Origin of the sequence: Actinoplanes cyaneus (genome assembly GCF_016862095.1) — a bacterium.
Taxonomy (GTDB): Bacteria; Actinomycetota; Actinomycetes; order Mycobacteriales; family Micromonosporaceae; genus Actinoplanes; species Actinoplanes cyaneus.
The window spans coordinates 42,926-58,603 of sequence record NZ_BOMH01000017.1 but is presented as its reverse complement, the minus strand read 5'-3'; the positions used below and the strand labels follow the sequence as shown (position 1 = coordinate 58,603).

The following is a 15,678-nucleotide window of genomic DNA, read 5'->3' as shown; positions in this document are numbered from 1 at the left end:
AAATGACGCCGTGAGGGGACCATGGAGATTTTTCGAGTTCGGCAGGCAGGGCTGAGTCAGCCGGCCGGCGGCGGACGCCGGGTGCGCGCGACGCTGGTCGCGCTGCTCGCGGGCAGTCTGCTGTTCACGGCCGCCTGCAGCGACAGCAAGTCACCGAGCTGGCAGGGCGGGGGCAACGGCAGCGGCAGCAACGGCGCCGCGGGCACCGCCGAGTCCGCCACCCCCTCGCCCGAGCCCACGCTGAGCACCGTCGCGGTGACCTCGCCGCTGGCCGCCGCCACCGGCGTCGAGGCCTGGTCGGACGTGAAGTTCACCAGCGAGGACCCGGAGAACACCACCGTCAAGGTGACCGACTCCAAGGGCACCGAGGTCAAGGGCACCGTCGACAAGGACGCGAAGGTCTGGCACCCGGCCGAGTCGATGGACTGGGGCTCGAAGTACACCGTGACCGTCAGCACCCCGGCGGTCGACGGCAAGAACAACCAGACCTCCAGCGACTTCACCGTGATGAAGAAGCCGGCGAACCTGGTGCGGGTCACGAGCTTCCTCGGCGACGGCAACGTGGTCGGCGTCGGCATGCCGCTGATCATCAAGTTCGGCCGCTCGATCCCGGAGAAGTACCGGGCGACAGTCGAGAAGAACATGGTGGTCACCGCCACCCCCGCGCAGGAGGGCACGTGGGGCTGGATCAGCCCGACCGAGGTGCACTTCCGGCCGAAGGTGTACTGGAAGGCCAACTCGAAGATCGACTACAAGGTCCAGCTCAAGGGCGTGAAGCTGGGTGACGGGTGGTATGGCAAGTCCGACCTCTCCGTCAACCTGAAGACCGGCCGCTCGCTGATCATGACGGTCTCGAACAAGACCAAGAAGATGACGGTCACCCAGGACGGCAAGGTCGTCAAGACGCTCCCGGTCAGCCTGGGCAAGGCGAGCACGCCGTCCTCCAGCGGGACGATGGTGGTGATCGAGAAGAAGGAGCACACCGTCTTCGACACCACCGACACCGACCCCACCGGCGGTTACAAGACCAACATCGACTTCGCGCAGCGGATCACCTGGAGCGGCCAGTTCATCCACGCCGCCCCGTGGTCCGAGGGCCAGCAGGGCAAGCGCAACGTCTCGCACGGCTGCGTCAACGTCTCCGAGGCGATGGGCGCCTGGCTCTTCTCCCGCACCATGATGGGTGACGTGATCACCGTCTCCGGCACCGAGGAGAAGTTGAAGAACGGCAACGGCTGGACCGACTGGAACATGAGCTACTCCGCGTTCAAGCAGCTGAGTGCCCTGTCCTGACGGTCGATCTCCCCGCTCGGCGCGGGCCCGGTCTTTCACGACCGGGCCCGCGTTTTCTTTTCCCGTACGCCGATGGTCAGCGCTCGGCGCGCGGGGCGAACGTGTAGCTGAACGAGATCACCAAGTCGACCACGAGGACGATGGTCCACGGCACCATCACCTGCCAGAGCGGGGCGGCCGCCTGGAATCCGCCGGCCAGTGGGGTGAAGACGAGCAGCAGGGCGCCGGCCACGACGTACGTCAGGAGGTGCAGGAGCCACTGACGGCGCTCGTGGGCGGCGTGGGCCCGACCGGCGCGCGGCGGCCGGACCGGCGCGGGCCCACCGGCGAACCGGTGCGCGAACCGGACGTCTGCCCAGCGCATCAGTGAGTGGCCGGAGACGACGGTCACGGCGAGATAGATCGCGGCCAGCCCGTGCGCGAGGCTCGCCTCTCCCCCGCGGCGCAGGTCGATGGCCGCGGCGGCCAGCAGGACGACGTCGAGCACCGGCGCGCCGATCAGCAGGATCGCACCGGCTCGGCGGCGGCGCAGCAGATAGCGGGTGGCCAGCCCGGCGAGCAGGAAGACCCAGAAGCCGATCTCACACGCGACGATCAGACCGATCATGATCACTCCCCGTTTTCGCACGATCGTGTTTTATCTTTTATAACACGACTGTGCGATGATGGCCGGGTGCCGAAGACCGTCGACCATGACCAGCGCCGCCGCGAACTGGCGGCAGCCGTGCAGCGGGTGATCGCGCGCGACGGTGTCGCCGAGGTGTCGATCCGTACCGTGGCGGCCGAGTCGGGCTGGTCCTCAGGCGCGCTGCGGCACTACTTCGCGACCCGTGACGAGTTGCTGGTGTTCGCCTGCGAGCAGGTCATCGAGCAGGTCACCGCGCGAATCCGGGCCATGCCGATGGACGGGTCGGCACACGACGTCGCGCGGCGGGTCCTGCTCGAGACGATGCCGGCCGACCCCGAGCGGCACACCGAGGCCGCGATCGCGTTCGGATTCCTCGCGCTCGGGCTCGGCGACCCCAAGATCGCCCAGGTGCAGCGACTGATGTTCGGCAGCATGTTCGAGCTCTGCCTGCAAGTGGTGGCCATCCTGGCCCCGGACGCGGACGCGACCCGGCTGCAGGGCTCGGCCCGGCGGCTGCACGCGATGGTGGACGGGCTGACGGTGCACGTGCTGGCGGGGCACCTGACCGCGGACGAGATGGTGGCCGAACTGGACGCGTTCCTGGCCGGCTTCTAGTTTGAAAGGATGCACCGTTTCACGGCTTTTGCCGCTTTGCTTCTTCCGGCCGGGCTCGTCGCGTGCGGTGCGGAGAACCAGCCCGGCACCCCGGCGCCCGCACCCAGCCCGGTCGTCTCCGCGGCGCCCGCCGACGACCCGCCAGGAACGCTCACGTGCCGGGCGCTGGCTGCCGCGGTGCGGGACGCGTCACTGATGGAGCCGGGCGTCATCCAGGCCGTCGTCGCGGCCGGCGGCACCGCTGACGCGCCGGTCGCGGATGCCGCCGCGGCGCTGGACGAGGCGTACCGGAAAGCCGTGCTCTCCCATGGGACGCAGAGTGAGCCGGACGCGATCGCCGCGGTGAGCGCGGCAGCGGCCGACATGTCCCAGGTGTGCGCCGACAGCGGACTGGACTCGGCGAACTGACCACCGTCGGACCGCCCGCGCGGGGCGTCGGCTGGTGCTCACGGTTGTCGTTCGTCCGCATGACAACCGTGCGCACCAGCCGCGCCCGGCGGCAGCGGCTTCCGCTCCGGGCCCCGGGAATCGGCGGTCAGCTCCCGGCGAAGGTTCCCGTGACCTCCGCCTTCCGATCTCCCGCCCAGCAGATCGCGCCGTAGCGATCCGCGCCGGCGTCGCGCTTGCCGTCGGCGTGCTCGTACTGCCCGGCGAACGTGTAGTCACCGGCCGCCAGCCTGCCGCCCGGCTCGAGCGTGAACCGGTAGATCAGCACGTCCTTGCGCGCGGTCACCGTCAGCGTGATCATCTCGCCGGGAACGGTGCTCCAACTGCCGGTGCTCCGCACACCGTCGGTGCGGGCGACGCTGATCGCCAGGTCCAGCGCGGTGATCTCCTCGGTGGTGGTGATCGTCACGTCGCTCTGCGCCCAGGTCCGGGCCGAGTGCGCGTTGATCGCTCCCCGGGACCGCAGAAAGCCCGAGACCGGCTGGAAGCTCGGTGACGCGCTCGCCGGCGCGGATCGCGGCGACGACCCGGTCCCGCCACCGGTGTGCCCGGGCTCCGGCGACGACCTGGCCGGCGGCGGCGCACTCGTGGCGGGCATGGACGCGGCCGGCGTCACGGTGGTCGTCGCGGCCGGCGTTGCCGTGGTCGTCGCGGCCGGCGCCCTCTCCGGTTCCTCACGGGACAGGATCCTGATCCCGGTGAAGCCGGCCACCAGGGTGGCCACCACCGACACGGCCGCCGCGACCGGGCGCAGGCCGGTGAACAGCGGGACAGGGCGCGGCGCCGTGACCGGCCCGGGCGCGAACCGGCGACGGTTGATCCGGTCGAACATGGCATCGCCGTCCGGCACGTGCCGACCGGCCTCCCGGCGCAGCACCGCACCCAGGTCCTCAGCCATGGTGGCCCCCTCCCGTCGCCGGCGGCATCTCCCGCAGGAACTCGCTCAACTGCGCGGCGCCCCGCGAGGTGTGACTCTTCACCGCGCCGACCGAGATGCCGAGGATCGCGGCGACCTCCTTCTCCGGCACGTCGAACGCGTACCGCAGGACGACGCACTCGCGCCGCCGGAGCGGCAGTCGCGCCAGCGCCGCGCGTACGTCCAGGATCGCCGGGGTGTCGGTCTCGCCCCGGTCGCGGCGCAGCAGACCGAGCCGCAGCATCCCGGCGCGCTCCCGGGTCTGCCGCCTGATCCATTGACGGGCCAGATTCGTGACGATGCCCCGCGCGTACGCGATCGGGCTGTCCGCCGCCCGCACCCGCTCCCAGTGCTTCCAGACCTCGACGAACGCGTCCGACGCCAGATCGTCGGCGACCTGAGTCTCGCCGGTGACGAGGTACGCGAGGCGCGACAGATCGGTGTGGTGGTCGTCGAAGAAGCGCCTGAAGGCGCGCTCGGCGTCGTGCTCCGGCACGCGGCTCGTCCTGACCGTCGAGGGCCCGCAGGCGGACCGGGTCAGCTGATCGTCACCGGGCCGGCGTCGAGCCGAGCCCAGCCGGTGAAGACCCCGGTTCCGGACAGATGCTTGGTCTTGTCGAGCCATCCCGCCCTGCCAGGTCAGTGGTGAAATCGGTCGGGTTCGGACGCGGCCGGACCGTGACGTCGCCGGTCGGCCGGTCCAGGTTGCTCCTGGCGTGGGACCACAGGTCGCCCGAGACCGCGGCGCCGGCTGTCGCCACCGCGGGCAGGACGACGAAACGCTTGGTGAGCATCAGAGGACTCCCGAAGCCAGGGATGTTCGGTGATCACTCACCAGTGGCCCCGGGGCGGCAAAAGGTTGCGCGCTCCCACGAACTTTCTCGCCCGGCCGGCCCGGTACGCCGGGGCGTCCGCGCGAATGCAGTCGGGCCGCCGGCCCCACTCGGGATCCCCGCAGCACTCCGCGGACACGAAAAAGGCCCGGTCCGAAGACCGAGCCTCTCGTTCACATGGGGTGATCGACGGGACTTGAACCCGCGACCCCCTGGACCACAACCAGGTGCTCTACCAACTGAGCTACGACCACCATGCCCGCACGGGGAAACCAGTTCCCGTGGTGCCGGCTAATCATAGCGGCTCTCTCCGGGCCGTCGTCGAGCGGGTTACCGCCGGCGGGTCAGAGCTCGGCGGCGATCGCCTTGGCGGTCTCCACATCCGGGCCGGGCTGCGGGACGAAGACGGTGCGGCGGTAATACTCCAACTCGCGGATGCTCTCCCGGATGTCGGCGAGCGCCCGGTGCGACAGGCCCTTGGCCGGCTGACCGAAATACACCCTCGGATACCACCGGCGGCACAGCTCCTTGATCGAGGAGACGTCGATCATGCGGTAGTGCAGGTGGGCGTCGAGCGCCGGCATGTCGCGCGCCAGGAAGCCGCGGTCGGTCGCGATCGAGTTGCCGCACAGCGGAGCCGTCCGCGGGTTCGGGACGTGCTCTTTCACATACGCCAGGATGATCTCCTCGGCCTCACTCATGGTGAGCGCCGAACGGCGGACCTCCTCGGTCAGGCCGGACTTCGCGTGCATGTCGCGCACCACCGGCGGCATCGCGTCGAGCGCCGCGTCATCAGCGTGGATGACCAGGTCGACGCCCTCGCCGAGAACGTTGAGTTCGGGATCGGTGACCAGCGCCGCGACCTCGATGAGCTTGTCCTTGCCCAGGTCGAGACCGGTCATCTCACAGTCGATCCACACCAGAAGATCCGCCACCCGGACAGCGTACGCCGAGAGCGACGTGGTTGTTCGACGCGAGTGTCGCCACAGCGAACCTTCGCGTTGTTTGTCCGCTTCAGTGAACCGACTTCCGCTTTGGCCGATTGCGTGGGTAAAGTTCCCTTAACGGACGAAGGCCCCCTTCGGTTACTCCGTTCCCCCCGGTACAGGGCCCTCCGTGTCGGCAGCGCGGAGGGCCCTTCGGGTTCCGCCACAGACCTGATCAATCCTGGACATGAGGTCCGCCAGGTTCAGCCCCGGCAGCCTTCGACGATTGCTTCTCGGGTACGTCGTGAAGCGCCCTGCCCCACGAAAGCGCACGAGGGCCGCCCTTCCGGACGGCCCTCGTGGATCCGACTGGTCCCGCGAAGCGGTCAGACCTTGTCGGGAGCTTCCTTCGGACGGCGCGGCGCAGCGCGGCGGCGCTTGGGTTCCGTGGCGGTGCCCAGAAGCTCGGCGGCCTCGCCGAGGTAGCCGCGCGACCGCGGCGCCGGCTTGGTGGCGGTCGCAGTCCCGGAGCCTGCCTTGCCCTCGGCGGCCTCGGACTTGGCGGCTTCCGGCGCGCTCTTGCCGGCGGCCTCGGCTGCCGCGGCTTCCGTCGCGGTCGGCTCGGCCGCGGTCGGCTCGGCCGCGGTCGCCTGGGCCGACGCGGCTTCGGTCGCGGTCGGCTCGGTCGATACCGTGGCCGGCTCGGGCTTGACCGCGGGCCCGGCCTTGGCGGCGGTCTTCGGCGTGGACTTCTCGGCCGCTGATCGGGCGGTCCGGGGCCGGGGCTTCCGCGCCGGGGCAGCCGGCCGGGCGGACGCGTCCGCGGCGGAATCGGCCTGCTCGGTGGTCGCGGCGTCACCGGTGGGCTGGGCAGCGGCCCGGGCCGCGACGCTTTCGGCAGCCTTTATCCAGGCGGCGGGGGCCTTGCGGGCGGTAGCCGAGCCGGACTGGCGACCGGCGGTGGTGCCGGCGAGACGGTCCTGGGCCCGGGAGAGGGGACGGTTCGGTTCGGCGGTTCGTTTCGCCGCCGGCTTGGCGGCAGCCTTGGCCTGCGGCTCCTGGACGCCGGTGGATGCCTCGGGCGCCGGCGCGGACTCGGCTGCGTGGATCGAGGAGCGTTCCTCGACCGCCTCGACTGCCTCGACCGTCCGGGCCTCGGGCTGCTTCGGCGTCCGGGCGGGGGCCGGTTCCGGAGACGTCTCGGCCTTCTCGGTCTCCGGGTCCACCCGGAGGTCGGCCGTCTCGGCCTCGTGGATGGACGGGCGCTGCGGCTCGGCGGCCGGCATCTCGGGCTTGGACATCGACGGGCCCTCCGGCTCGACGGCTTCGGCTTCGGCTTCGGCTTCGGCTTCGGAGGTCAACGGGCGATCCGACTCCGCGACTTCAGGCTCGGGCGCCGGCGGGCTCTGCACCTCAGCAACCTCGGGCGCCGGCGGGCTCTGCACCTCAGCAACCTCGGGCGTCGACGGGCTCTGCGACTCGGCGGTGCGAGCTGACGGGACCGGCTTGGACGGCGCGGCCGGCGAATCGGAGTTGTCGATCTCCGGAGTCGTGGTGTCCTCCTGGACCGTCTCGCTCGAGGCTTCCGACGCCGGTTCGACCTCTGCCAGAGCGGTCATGACGGCACCCTCCGAGGCCTCGGTCCCGGGGGTTTCGGAGGCCGTTGCGACGCTCTGCGTGGCAGAGGTCTTCGGCTGGTCCGGGCCGGTGGTATCGGCGGCCGCCGGAAGGCCGGGCTTCGGGGACGGCCGGCTGCCACCCATCCGGGTCTGACCGGACGCCGACCAGTCGGTGGCGTTCGGGCCGGTGAGCAGTGCCACCCGGCGCGGGACAGGGGCCGGCCACACGCTGCGGCGGCGCGTGACGCCGTCCTTCCTCGGGCTCTGAGGGTCCTGGTCCGCGCCGGGCAGCGCGGGCACGCTCAAGTCGTCACCGGCCTGCTCCTGGCCCGCGTCGTCGACGGCCTCCTCCGGCAGGGCGGGCTTGGTGGAGCGGATCAACTGGTCGGCAGGGGTGAGCCTGGCGGCTCGGGTCCGGGCGGCCTCAGCCAGCGCGGCCGCCGCCTGCGCCTCGGTCTGGCGGGCGCGTTCGGGGGCGGTCTGCGCGACCCACGCGCCGACCGCGGTGGCGTGGAACTCCGGCAGGGCGGCGGGCGGCGGGAGACGGCGGCGACCCGGGCGGGCGGCGGGCTCGGCGGCGACCGCGGGGGTCTCCCCCAGCAGGCTCAACGGGATTCCCGGGGCCGGCGTCTGAGCGCCCCGCGCAACGCTGTCCGTAAGCGAGGCAGAGTCCGTGGCTTTCTCCGCCGGCACAGGCTCGACGGCCGCGACGGTTCCCGTGGGCGGCGCAGGCTCGGCAGCCGAGGCAGTTCCCGCGAGCGCGGCAGATCCGGCGGCCGCGACGGCTTCTGTGGTCGGAGCAGGCTCGGCGACCGGGCTGGGCTCCATGGCGGAGGCGGGCTCAGCGGCCGGGGCGGACTCGGGGGCGGGGTCAGCGGTCTCGGAAGGGGCCTCGGCCGGGGACGGGGCCGGGATCGGGAGGGCGCCGGGGACCACGGGGGTGAGGGCGTTCGGGGCGATGCCCTTGGCGGGCGCGGTCATGGTCGTACCGGAGGAAGAAGTGGACGATCCGGCGGCGCTCGGCGAACCCGGGGAAAGCGGGGAAGGCGGAAGCGCATCGCCTGCCGCGCTCTCGGGGCTGGTCGGCGGCCACGCGAACTGTGGCAGCGCCGGCGGCCGGACCGGCTGCTGGGCGTCGGCCAGCGTCCGCGGCCGGTGAGCACCGCCCAGCCCGGAGCCGCGCTTGCGTCCCTGACCGAAACCGAACAGCGTGCCCGGCCCGAAGGCGGTGGGCGCTGCCGAGCCGAAGCCGGCCGGCGCCTCGAGGGCGCGGCGCGGCAGTGGCGCCCCGATGGCGAGCATGAGGTCCGGGACCTGGCTGGGCTCGACCACGTAGACGATCTCGCGACGGCGCCCCGGCAGGGTGAGGACGATCACGCCGCCCATCAGCAGGATCGCGCCGAGCGTGAGCAGCCCCCAGGCGGCGGGGTCGAGCCAGCCCGGGCGGGCCTCGACGGTGCCGTCGAGGCGGATGCCGGGTTCGCCGGTCCCGTTCATGATCACCAGGCTGTAGTCGCCGGGGACGTCGCCCGGGGTCCAGCGCAGCGCGCCGCCGCCGATACGGGTCCAGAACTCCTGGCGTCCCGGGGCGGACGGCAGGGCCCGCCCGCCGGCGACGGCGACCGTGCTGATCGGCAGCTCACCGGTGCCGACCTGAACGCCGGTGACCTCGGTGTACGGCACGTCGCGCAGGTATCCGGCGATGTCGGCGGAGGGGGCGAGCCCGACGAAGGCCGGTCCGGCGCCGGTCAGCGCGGTGATCCGCAGCTCGGTGCCGCCGAGCCTGGCGAACGAGGCGTCGTCGCGGAGCAGCCGGTCGACGTCGGGGACGACGATCGCGTAGCCGGGGGCGCCGAGTCGCTGCAGCTCGGCGCTGTACGCGCCTCCGGCGTCGCGGTGCCGCAGGGCGGCCCACAGGCACCCGCCGGCCAGCAGCGCAGGCAGTCCGATCGTCAGAAGCAGCATGCCGAGGACCGGCCGGATCAGCCGCATCGTTCATTCCCCCTTCTCGGGCCCCACTGCGCGCACCATACCGAGGCAAATAACCCCAAACTGGGCAAACGAGCAGGCGGCCCTCGATAGATACGGCAAGGGCTCATTTCCGTACGGAAATGAGCCCTTGACCGAGGGGAACCGGCCGCGTCAGCGAACCTTGGCGGTCATCGTGAACGTGCTCTGATCGATGTCGGACGTGCGCGCCGTGAACTTGAACGTCCAGTCCCCCGCCTGCGGCAGCGCGATGTCCCCGATCGCGTGGAAGTCGGTGATCCGCAGCAGCGGGATCTCGATCGGCTCGATGCCCTTGTCCGGCAGCGCCGCCGTCGCCTTCCACTCGACCACCGGCTGCGGTTTGTTGTCCGGCGTGTACGCGTACAGGTGCATGGAGTTGTTCCCGACCGTCGCCGGGTAGATGTCCACCTGCAGCGACATGGCCTTGTCGGTGAGCGTCTGGGTGACCGTGGTGTCGGTGGTCGTGGTCTCGGCCGCGTTCGCGGTGCGCGGCGGGGAGATCTGCACGAGCGCCGCGGTGACACCCAGCACCACGGCGGTGATCCCGAGCTCGGCCAGCACCACCCGGCGCAGCCCGCGCGGCGACTCCTCCGCGGAGCGGTCCTTGACCAGCTTGCGGGAGAACGCGGCCACCGCGATCACGATCGCCGCGAGCGCGACCTTGACCAGGATCAGACGCCCGTACGTGCTGGTGAACAGTCCGTTGAGCGTGGAGACCTCGATCAGCGCCTGGACCACGCCCGCGAAGATCAGCGCGCCGACCGCGGTGAACGCCCAGCGCGACCAGATCGGCAGGATCGCGCCCAGCTCACGCGCGTTCGCCCGGGGCAGCAGGAACGCGAAGAGCATGACCAGCCCGCCCAGCCAGACCGACATGGCGGCCAGGTGCAGCGCGTCCAGCACCACCGAGACCCCGGCCACCGGCGACGCGGTGGGGTGCCCGGTCAGCGGCCAGGTGGCGAGCGCCGCCACGCCGAGGACGCCGAGCAGGGCCAGGTCCAGCTTCGACTCGCTGCCGGTGCCGACCAGCAGCGGCCGGAGCAGGAAGCCGGCGGCGACCACGACGGCCAGCCGGACCAGCATCACCGCACCGAACGTGCTGCCCAGCACGTCGCGCAGGTCACCGACGCGGACGCCGAAGAGGCCGGTGCCCAGGGTGTACGGCGCCTGGAGCCAGATCGCGAGCACGGTGCTGCCGGCGACCAGGCCGATGCCGGTCCAGATCAGGCGCCCGGGGCCACGGCGTGACAGCCGCTGCGGCCAGAGCAGCGCCAGCACCAGGACCGGGCCGACGAGCAGGACCAGACCCGCGTACCCCAGATACTTCCCGACCGGGATGAGACCCCGCACCAGCGAATCGACCTTGACGTCGGTGGAGTCCTCCGCCGAGGGCGGCGTGGAGGCCGCGCCGACCGAGTAGGTGATCGTGCCGGCGACCGGGTGGGTGTCCGCCGACACCACCCGATAGGTCACCAGGTACGTCCCGCGGGCGCCGCCGGAGCGCAGCGGGATCGTCACCGTGTTGCCGCTGACGGTCGGATCGCCCTGGTCGGCGCGGGAGCCGTCCGGCGCGATCACGCGGATCTTGCCGGAGAGCAGCTGCACCGACTCGCTGAAGGTCAGCGTCACCTTGTTGGGGGCGTCCGGCACGATGTTGCCGTTGTTCGGGTCGCTGCTGACCAGCGCGGCGTGCGCGAAGGCCGGCCCGGCCGAGAACAGCATGCCGATCATGCCGATCAGCAGGCCGAGGAGGACTGTCGCTGCGCGGCGTCGGTCAACGGTCATGACGGCCATGTTCTCCGATCACTCCTCGGTTCGGCCACGTGCGGGGGGTCGCGCGGGGCCTACGCATGGTTCCAGATCCAGCCGGGACGCGTACGATGCGCAGTCGTGACGGCTGGTGAGCAGGAGACGGACGAGACCACCGCGCTGGCGCTGGCCGCCCGCGACGGCGACCCGGTCGCGCAGGCCGCGTTCGTGCGCGCCACCCAGGCCGAAGTCTGGCGCTTCACCGCCGCGCTCGTCGACCCGGGCGCCGCGGACGATCTCACCCAGGAAACGTACCTCCGGGCGTTCCGCGCGCTGGACACGTTCCAGGGGCGGTCGACGGTGCGGACATGGCTGCTCGGCATCGCGCGGCGCACCTGCGCGGATCATCTGCGGGCGGTGGTCCGGCGGCGCAGGCTCGACGTCCGGCTCGCCGCGCAGGCCGCCACCGAGGGGCCGGCGCCCGACCCGGCGCACCGGTTGAGCAGCGCCGATCTGCTGAGCCGGCTCAGCGACGAACGGCGGACCGCGTTCGTGCTGACCCAGGTGCTCGGATTGTCGTACGCCGAAGCCGCTGAAGTCGAAAGTGTGCCGGTGGGCACGATTCGCTCCCGGGTGGCGCGCGCTCGCGACGAGTTGATCACAGCGGTGTCGAAGGCTCAGGCGAGCTGAGCCGCGGGCCTGTCGAGAGTCCCCGGGGTACGGGACTTCCGGCACGTCCGTGACGTCTGCCACCGAAACGACGATGATCGGGAACTGAGACCCGATTCAGTCCGTCTAACGGGGCGTGACCATGGAAACCACCACGCGGCCCGCCGTCTGGCCGTGGATCTCCACGCTGGCCAGGCTCGGGCTGGCCGCCGTCTGGCTGATCGCCGGCGCGACCAAGGTCGACGACCTGGCCGAGTCGGCGCGGGCGGTGCACGCGTACCAGCTGATGTCGTACGACGCGGCCAAGGTCGTCGGCGGTGTCCAGCCGTTCCTGGAGATCGCGCTGGGCCTCCTGCTGCTGATCGGTCTCTCCACCCGGCTCACCGCCGCGATCTCCGCAGTGCTCCTGGTGATCTTCATCGCCGGGATCGTCTGGGCCTGGTCGCAGGGGCTGCGCATCGACTGCGGGTGCTTCAGCTCGGGTGGCGAGCTGGGCGCCGGGCGCGACACGGAGTATGGCTTGGACATCCTGCGTGACCTCGGTTTTCTGGCACTCTCCGGGATCCTGCTGTGGCGGCCGCGGTCCCGTTTCTCGATCGATGGCGTGCTGATGGGGGAGTCGTCTTGAGCAAGGGCAGTCGCGATCGGGCGGATAAGGCCCGCCGGATCGTCGAGCAGCAGAAAGCCGCGGAGAAACGCCGCAAGGTCACCCTCTGGACGTCGGTGGCGGTGGTCGCGGTGCTGATCATCGCGGGCCTCATCGGTTACACGACGCTCTCCAAGCAGGACAGCGCCAGCACCGGCGCGCTGGTCACGCCGAGCGCCGCGGCCGACGAGGGCACGGCGTTCGCGGTCGGCACCGGGCCGATCACCGTCGACATCTACGAGGACTTCATGTGCCCGATCTGCAACCGCTTCGAGCAGCAGAGCGGCGCCACCCTGAAGAGCTACCTGACGTCCAACAAGATCACTCTGCGGTACCACCCGGTCTCCATCCTGGACGGCGCGTCGAACGGCACGAAGTACTCGACCCGGGCGGCCGGGGCGTCCGCGGCCGCCGCCGAGGACGGCAAGTTCACCGAGTTCCACGACGTTCTCTACGCCAACCAGCCCGAGGAGAACAGCGACGGGCTCAGCAACGCCAAGATCATCGAGCTGGCGAAATCGGTAGGCTTGACGAGTGACAACTTCGCGAACGCGGTCAACAGCGGTACCTACGAAGCATGGGCAACCAAGGTGACCGAGACGTTCGCCTCGCGCGGTTACACCGGCACCCCGACCATCGTGATCAACGGGAAGCAGCTGGTCGGGCCCGGCGACACCCTGCCGACCGACGCGCTGCTCACCCAGACCCTCGACAAGGCGGCCGGGTGAGGCGGTTCCTCGTGACGCTCGTCGTGGCCGGTGCGGTGCTCGCGCCGGCCACGCCCGCGTTCGCGCACGGCGGGGAAGGGGCGAACGTCACGTCGTACCGGACGACGGTCGCCGGCATCAGCAACCCGATGGACGGCCTCACGGTCCGCACGGTCGAGGGCGGCGCGCGGCTCGAACTCGTCAACGACACCGGACGGGCGATCGAGGTGCTCGGTTACTCCGGTGAGCCGTACCTGGAGCTCAGGCCCGACGGCGTCTACCAGAACACCTCCTCCCCCGCGACCTACGTCAACCAGACCCTGGCCGGCGACACCCCGGTCCCCGCCACGGCCGACGTGACCATGCCGCCGACCTGGCAGAAGATCTCCTCCGGCACCACGATCCGCTGGCACGACCAGCGGACACACTGGCTCGGGACGGCGCGTCCGCCCCAGGCGGTGGCCGACCCCGGCCACCCGCACCGGCTGCGGGACTGGGCGGTGCCGCTGCGCGACCAGACCCGGGTGTTCGAGATCCGCGGGACGCTGGACTACGAGCCGCCGCCGGTGACCTGGGCATGGTGGGCCGGCGCGGTCCTGCTCGGCCTGCTGTTCACGCTCCTGGTCCGCCTCCGGCCCCGACTGGTGGCGCCGCTCGCGGCTCTCGCGGGACTGTCCGTCATCGGGTACGCGGTGATGCGCGGCCTGGACGGCGCCGGCTGGTCCGGGGTGCTGCTCGTCACGGGTGCGCTCGCCCTCGGAGCGGCCTGGAAGCATCCGCCGTTCTTCCTGGCGCTGTCCGGCTTCGTGCTGGTGGCGTTCGCCGGGCTCGGCAGCTCCGACGCGTTCCTGGCGGCCGTGGTGCCGGCCGCGGGCCCGGGCTGGCTGGCCCGCGCGTGCGTCGCGATGACCGTCGCCGCGGGTGGCGCGCTGGCCCTGACCGGCCTCCTCCGCATGCGCGACGCCGTCCCCGAGCCGGCCCCTATCGGGAGTTGAGGTAGCCCAGGACCACGGCGGTCCACCAGGCGAGCTGGGAGATGACCGTCGCTATCGCCGAGCGGATCAACAGTGCTGTCGGCGGGTCAGCGCAACGGCTCAACCGGGACAGCAGCATCCCGGCGTAGATTCCGTTGAGGCCGACGATCAGCACGGCGATCGCTTTCGGGCCGGCCGGCGCCCCCAGGAACAGGCCCGAGACGAGCAGGCCGATGAACCCGGCCCACGTCGGGACATGCGCCCCCTGCGCGGTCCGCAGCACGTCGGCGAACGTCGCGCGGCCGGCCAGCCACCGGAGCCCGAACCAGTCGACCAGCAGCACCGCGCCGAGGCCGACCACCATCGAGCTCAGGTGCACGAAGAGAGCGACGTCGTGCACGAGCCCGGCGGGCGGACGGCCCGGGGCGACAGCGAGCACCGCGAGCCAGCAGAGGACGACGACGGCGGCGCTCCACACCGGTGAGGCGGGGCGCCGATGCCGGCCGGTTACGACAACCACATCTGGGAGACGGCGCTCCGGCCCCCGGACAACAGAAACTACAGCGTCGGATGGGCCTAACCCTGGATGGCGATGTCGTCGACGTTCACGTGGACGGCTAGGACGCGCAGGCCGTAGCTCTCCACGGCCTCGGTCACCTTGCGCTGGACGGCGGAGGTCACCTCGGCGACCACGGTGCCGGCGGCCAGCACGACCACGACGTTGATGGTCGCCGTGCCCTCCTTGACGTCGGCCGAGACGCCACGAGCGGCGTCGCCGACGGTGTTCAGGCCGACCTTGTCGAGCACGCTGTTGAAGAACCGGGCGACGTCGCCACCCAGGTCCGCGACGCCGGGCACGGCGCGCGCCGCAGCGGCGGCGATCTTCTCCACCACCTCGCCGGAGACAGTGGTGTTCCCGTTCACCGGGGTGGTGCCAGTGGGCTCGGTCATGACCCTGGTTCTCCGCTCTCGACGCAGACTCGCGTACTTCGCGGGGAGCGTACTGAAGATCCACGGCCGGCCGCCAGACCGGTATCCGACTGTCCGCGCAGGAACACACGAATTCGCGCCGTCCACCATGGCCGGAATACGGAAAGCGGTGCGATCACGTTATGCGGAAACGGATTCCTACATTGGCTTCTAGCTGGGAAAACGTGGCACATTCAGGCGCTTTGGAGACCGGTAACGTGTCCTTAACGGCCACGGGAGGCGTCATGCAGAATGACCACTACGGCGATGAGCTGACCCTGCGGTTGTCCGGCATCGCCGACATCACCGCGCTCGACGACGATCTGGCCTTGACAACCTTCATGCGTGACCTCGTGACCCGGATCGGCATGACTGTCATCGCCGGCCCGATGGTCGCCACCGAGGGCGGGCCACCGGAGAAAGCCGGCAAATCGGCCGTGGTGATCCTGGCCGAGTCGCACGCCGCGATCCACACCTACCCGCACCTGCGGGAGATCTTCGTCAACGTCTTCTCCTGCAAGCCGTTCCGGGAGGCCGACGTGCTCGCCGAGTTCCGCCGGCTCGTCGGTGACTTCGAGATCAGCGAGCATCTGCTGCGGCGCCGCGGCGAGGAGTGGCCGCGCGATCTCGCCGCCGCCGAGCGACTCTGGAGCGGCCGCCGGGCTGCCGTCTGACGT

Annotated in this window: 16 protein-coding genes and 1 tRNA gene; 8 read left to right on the top strand and 9 right to left on the bottom strand. The window is 71.3% G+C overall.

Going from position 1 to position 15,678, the window contains the following annotated elements:
- Positions 1-21: 21 nt before the first annotated feature.
- Positions 22-1,293, top strand: coding sequence for a L,D-transpeptidase (locus Acy02nite_RS11455; RefSeq protein ID WP_203739940.1), 1,272 nt, complete (start codon positions 22-24; stop codon positions 1,291-1,293).
- 76 nt (positions 1,294-1,369) lie between these two features.
- On the opposite strand, the gene Acy02nite_RS11450 is transcribed toward Acy02nite_RS11455, so the two are convergent.
- On the bottom strand, positions 1,370-1,900 hold the full coding sequence (locus Acy02nite_RS11450; protein WP_203739939.1) for a hypothetical protein: 531 nt from the start codon (positions 1,898-1,900) through the stop codon (positions 1,370-1,372).
- A 66-nt stretch (positions 1,901-1,966) separates the two neighbouring features.
- Here Acy02nite_RS11450 and Acy02nite_RS11445 point away from each other — a divergent pair, with 66 nt between their 5' ends.
- Both Acy02nite_RS11445 and Acy02nite_RS11440 read left to right on the top strand, forming a co-directional pair.
- The gene (locus Acy02nite_RS11445) at positions 1,967-2,536 is read left to right on the top strand and encodes a TetR/AcrR family transcriptional regulator (RefSeq protein WP_203739938.1); all 570 of its coding nucleotides are present in this window, start codon (positions 1,967-1,969) and stop codon (positions 2,534-2,536) included.
- Positions 2,537-2,545: 9 nt separating this feature from the next.
- Positions 2,546-2,944: a hypothetical protein gene (locus tag Acy02nite_RS11440; protein WP_203739937.1), complete on the top strand. Its 399-nt coding sequence runs from the start codon at positions 2,546-2,548 to the stop codon at positions 2,942-2,944.
- A gap of 127 nt (positions 2,945-3,071) precedes the next feature.
- Here Acy02nite_RS11440 and Acy02nite_RS11435 read toward each other — a convergent pair whose 3' ends face one another.
- The 6 genes from Acy02nite_RS11435 to Acy02nite_RS11410 form a co-directional block, all read right to left on the bottom strand.
- The gene (locus Acy02nite_RS11435) at positions 3,072-3,881 is read right to left on the bottom strand and encodes a hypothetical protein (protein ID WP_203739936.1); all 810 of its coding nucleotides are present in this window, start codon (positions 3,879-3,881) and stop codon (positions 3,072-3,074) included.
- Positions 3,874-4,395, bottom strand: a complete 522-nt coding sequence (locus tag Acy02nite_RS11430) for a SigE family RNA polymerase sigma factor (RefSeq protein ID WP_203739935.1) — start codon at positions 4,393-4,395, stop codon at positions 3,874-3,876. The genes Acy02nite_RS11435 and Acy02nite_RS11430 overlap by 8 nt, the downstream gene beginning before the upstream one ends.
- A 515-nt stretch (positions 4,396-4,910) precedes the next feature.
- A tRNA-His gene (locus tag Acy02nite_RS11425) sits at positions 4,911-4,986 on the bottom strand.
- 90 nt (positions 4,987-5,076) lie between these two features.
- On the bottom strand, positions 5,077-5,667 hold the full coding sequence (orn, locus tag Acy02nite_RS11420; RefSeq protein ID WP_203739934.1) for an oligoribonuclease: 591 nt from the start codon (positions 5,665-5,667) through the stop codon (positions 5,077-5,079).
- Positions 5,668-6,044: 377 nt separating this feature from the next.
- The gene (locus tag Acy02nite_RS11415; RefSeq protein ID WP_203739933.1) at positions 6,045-9,269 is read right to left on the bottom strand and encodes a hypothetical protein; all 3,225 of its coding nucleotides are present in this window, start codon (positions 9,267-9,269) and stop codon (positions 6,045-6,047) included.
- A gap of 150 nt (positions 9,270-9,419) precedes the next feature.
- On the bottom strand, positions 9,420-11,081 hold the full coding sequence (locus Acy02nite_RS11410) for a copper resistance CopC/CopD family protein (RefSeq protein ID WP_203739932.1): 1,662 nt from the start codon (positions 11,079-11,081) through the stop codon (positions 9,420-9,422).
- 96 nt (positions 11,082-11,177) lie between these two features.
- On the opposite strand from Acy02nite_RS11410, the gene Acy02nite_RS11405 reads away from it, so the two are divergent.
- From Acy02nite_RS11405 to Acy02nite_RS11390, 4 genes are all read left to right on the top strand, one after another.
- A complete protein-coding gene (locus Acy02nite_RS11405; protein ID WP_203739931.1) occupies positions 11,178-11,726 on the top strand; it encodes a sigma-70 family RNA polymerase sigma factor in 549 nt (182 codons plus the stop codon).
- Between the two features lie 121 nt (positions 11,727-11,847).
- Entirely contained in the window at positions 11,848-12,333 is a 486-nt protein-coding gene (locus Acy02nite_RS11400; protein WP_203739930.1) for a MauE/DoxX family redox-associated membrane protein, read from the top strand.
- Complete coding sequence (locus Acy02nite_RS11395; protein WP_203739929.1) at positions 12,330-13,079, top strand: DsbA family protein; 750 nt, start codon at positions 12,330-12,332, stop codon at positions 13,077-13,079. The genes Acy02nite_RS11400 and Acy02nite_RS11395 overlap by 4 nt, the downstream gene beginning before the upstream one ends.
- Positions 13,076-14,053: a hypothetical protein gene (locus Acy02nite_RS11390; RefSeq protein ID WP_203739928.1), complete on the top strand. Its 978-nt coding sequence runs from the start codon at positions 13,076-13,078 to the stop codon at positions 14,051-14,053. Before Acy02nite_RS11395 ends, Acy02nite_RS11390 begins: the two co-directional genes overlap by 4 nt.
- On the opposite strand, the gene Acy02nite_RS11385 is transcribed toward Acy02nite_RS11390, so the two are convergent.
- Together Acy02nite_RS11385 and Acy02nite_RS11380 are read right to left on the bottom strand one after the other, a co-directional pair.
- Positions 14,040-14,552, bottom strand: coding sequence for a hypothetical protein (locus Acy02nite_RS11385; protein WP_203739927.1), 513 nt, complete (start codon positions 14,550-14,552; stop codon positions 14,040-14,042). The two genes, Acy02nite_RS11390 and Acy02nite_RS11385, sit on opposite strands and share 14 nt — an antisense overlap.
- Before the next feature lie 56 nt (positions 14,553-14,608).
- The gene (locus tag Acy02nite_RS11380) at positions 14,609-14,983 is read right to left on the bottom strand and encodes an Asp23/Gls24 family envelope stress response protein (RefSeq protein WP_203739926.1); all 375 of its coding nucleotides are present in this window, start codon (positions 14,981-14,983) and stop codon (positions 14,609-14,611) included.
- Positions 14,984-15,246: 263 nt separating this feature from the next.
- Between Acy02nite_RS11380 and Acy02nite_RS11375 the strand changes: the two genes are divergently transcribed.
- The gene (locus Acy02nite_RS11375) at positions 15,247-15,675 is read left to right on the top strand and encodes an S-adenosylmethionine decarboxylase family protein (protein ID WP_203739925.1); all 429 of its coding nucleotides are present in this window, start codon (positions 15,247-15,249) and stop codon (positions 15,673-15,675) included.
- Positions 15,676-15,678: the final 3 nt, after the last annotated feature.

What these genes read in the sequence shown, in the direction of transcription:
- Acy02nite_RS11440 (WP_203739937.1), top strand. Translation starts at nt 2,546, where the DNA reads ATGCACCGTTTCACGGCTTTTGCCGCTTTGCTTCTTCCGGCCGGGCTC.
- Acy02nite_RS11415 (WP_203739933.1), bottom strand. Translation starts at nt 9,269, where the DNA reads ATGCGGCTGATCCGGCCGGTCCTCGGCATGCTGCTTCTGACGATCGGA.
- Acy02nite_RS11450 (WP_203739939.1), bottom strand. Translation starts at nt 1,900, where the DNA reads ATGATCGGTCTGATCGTCGCGTGTGAGATCGGCTTCTGGGTCTTCCTG.
- Acy02nite_RS11435 (WP_203739936.1), bottom strand. Translation starts at nt 3,881, where the DNA reads ATGGCTGAGGACCTGGGTGCGGTGCTGCGCCGGGAGGCCGGTCGGCAC.
- Acy02nite_RS11400 (WP_203739930.1), top strand. Translation starts at nt 11,848, where the DNA reads ATGGAAACCACCACGCGGCCCGCCGTCTGGCCGTGGATCTCCACGCTG.
- Acy02nite_RS11455 (WP_203739940.1), top strand. Translation starts at nt 22, where the DNA reads ATGGAGATTTTTCGAGTTCGGCAGGCAGGGCTGAGTCAGCCGGCCGGC.
- Acy02nite_RS11410 (WP_203739932.1), bottom strand. Translation starts at nt 11,081, where the DNA reads ATGGCCGTCATGACCGTTGACCGACGCCGCGCAGCGACAGTCCTCCTC.
- Acy02nite_RS11375 (WP_203739925.1), top strand. Translation starts at nt 15,247, where the DNA reads ATGCAGAATGACCACTACGGCGATGAGCTGACCCTGCGGTTGTCCGGC.
- Acy02nite_RS11380 (WP_203739926.1), bottom strand. Translation starts at nt 14,983, where the DNA reads ATGACCGAGCCCACTGGCACCACCCCGGTGAACGGGAACACCACTGTC.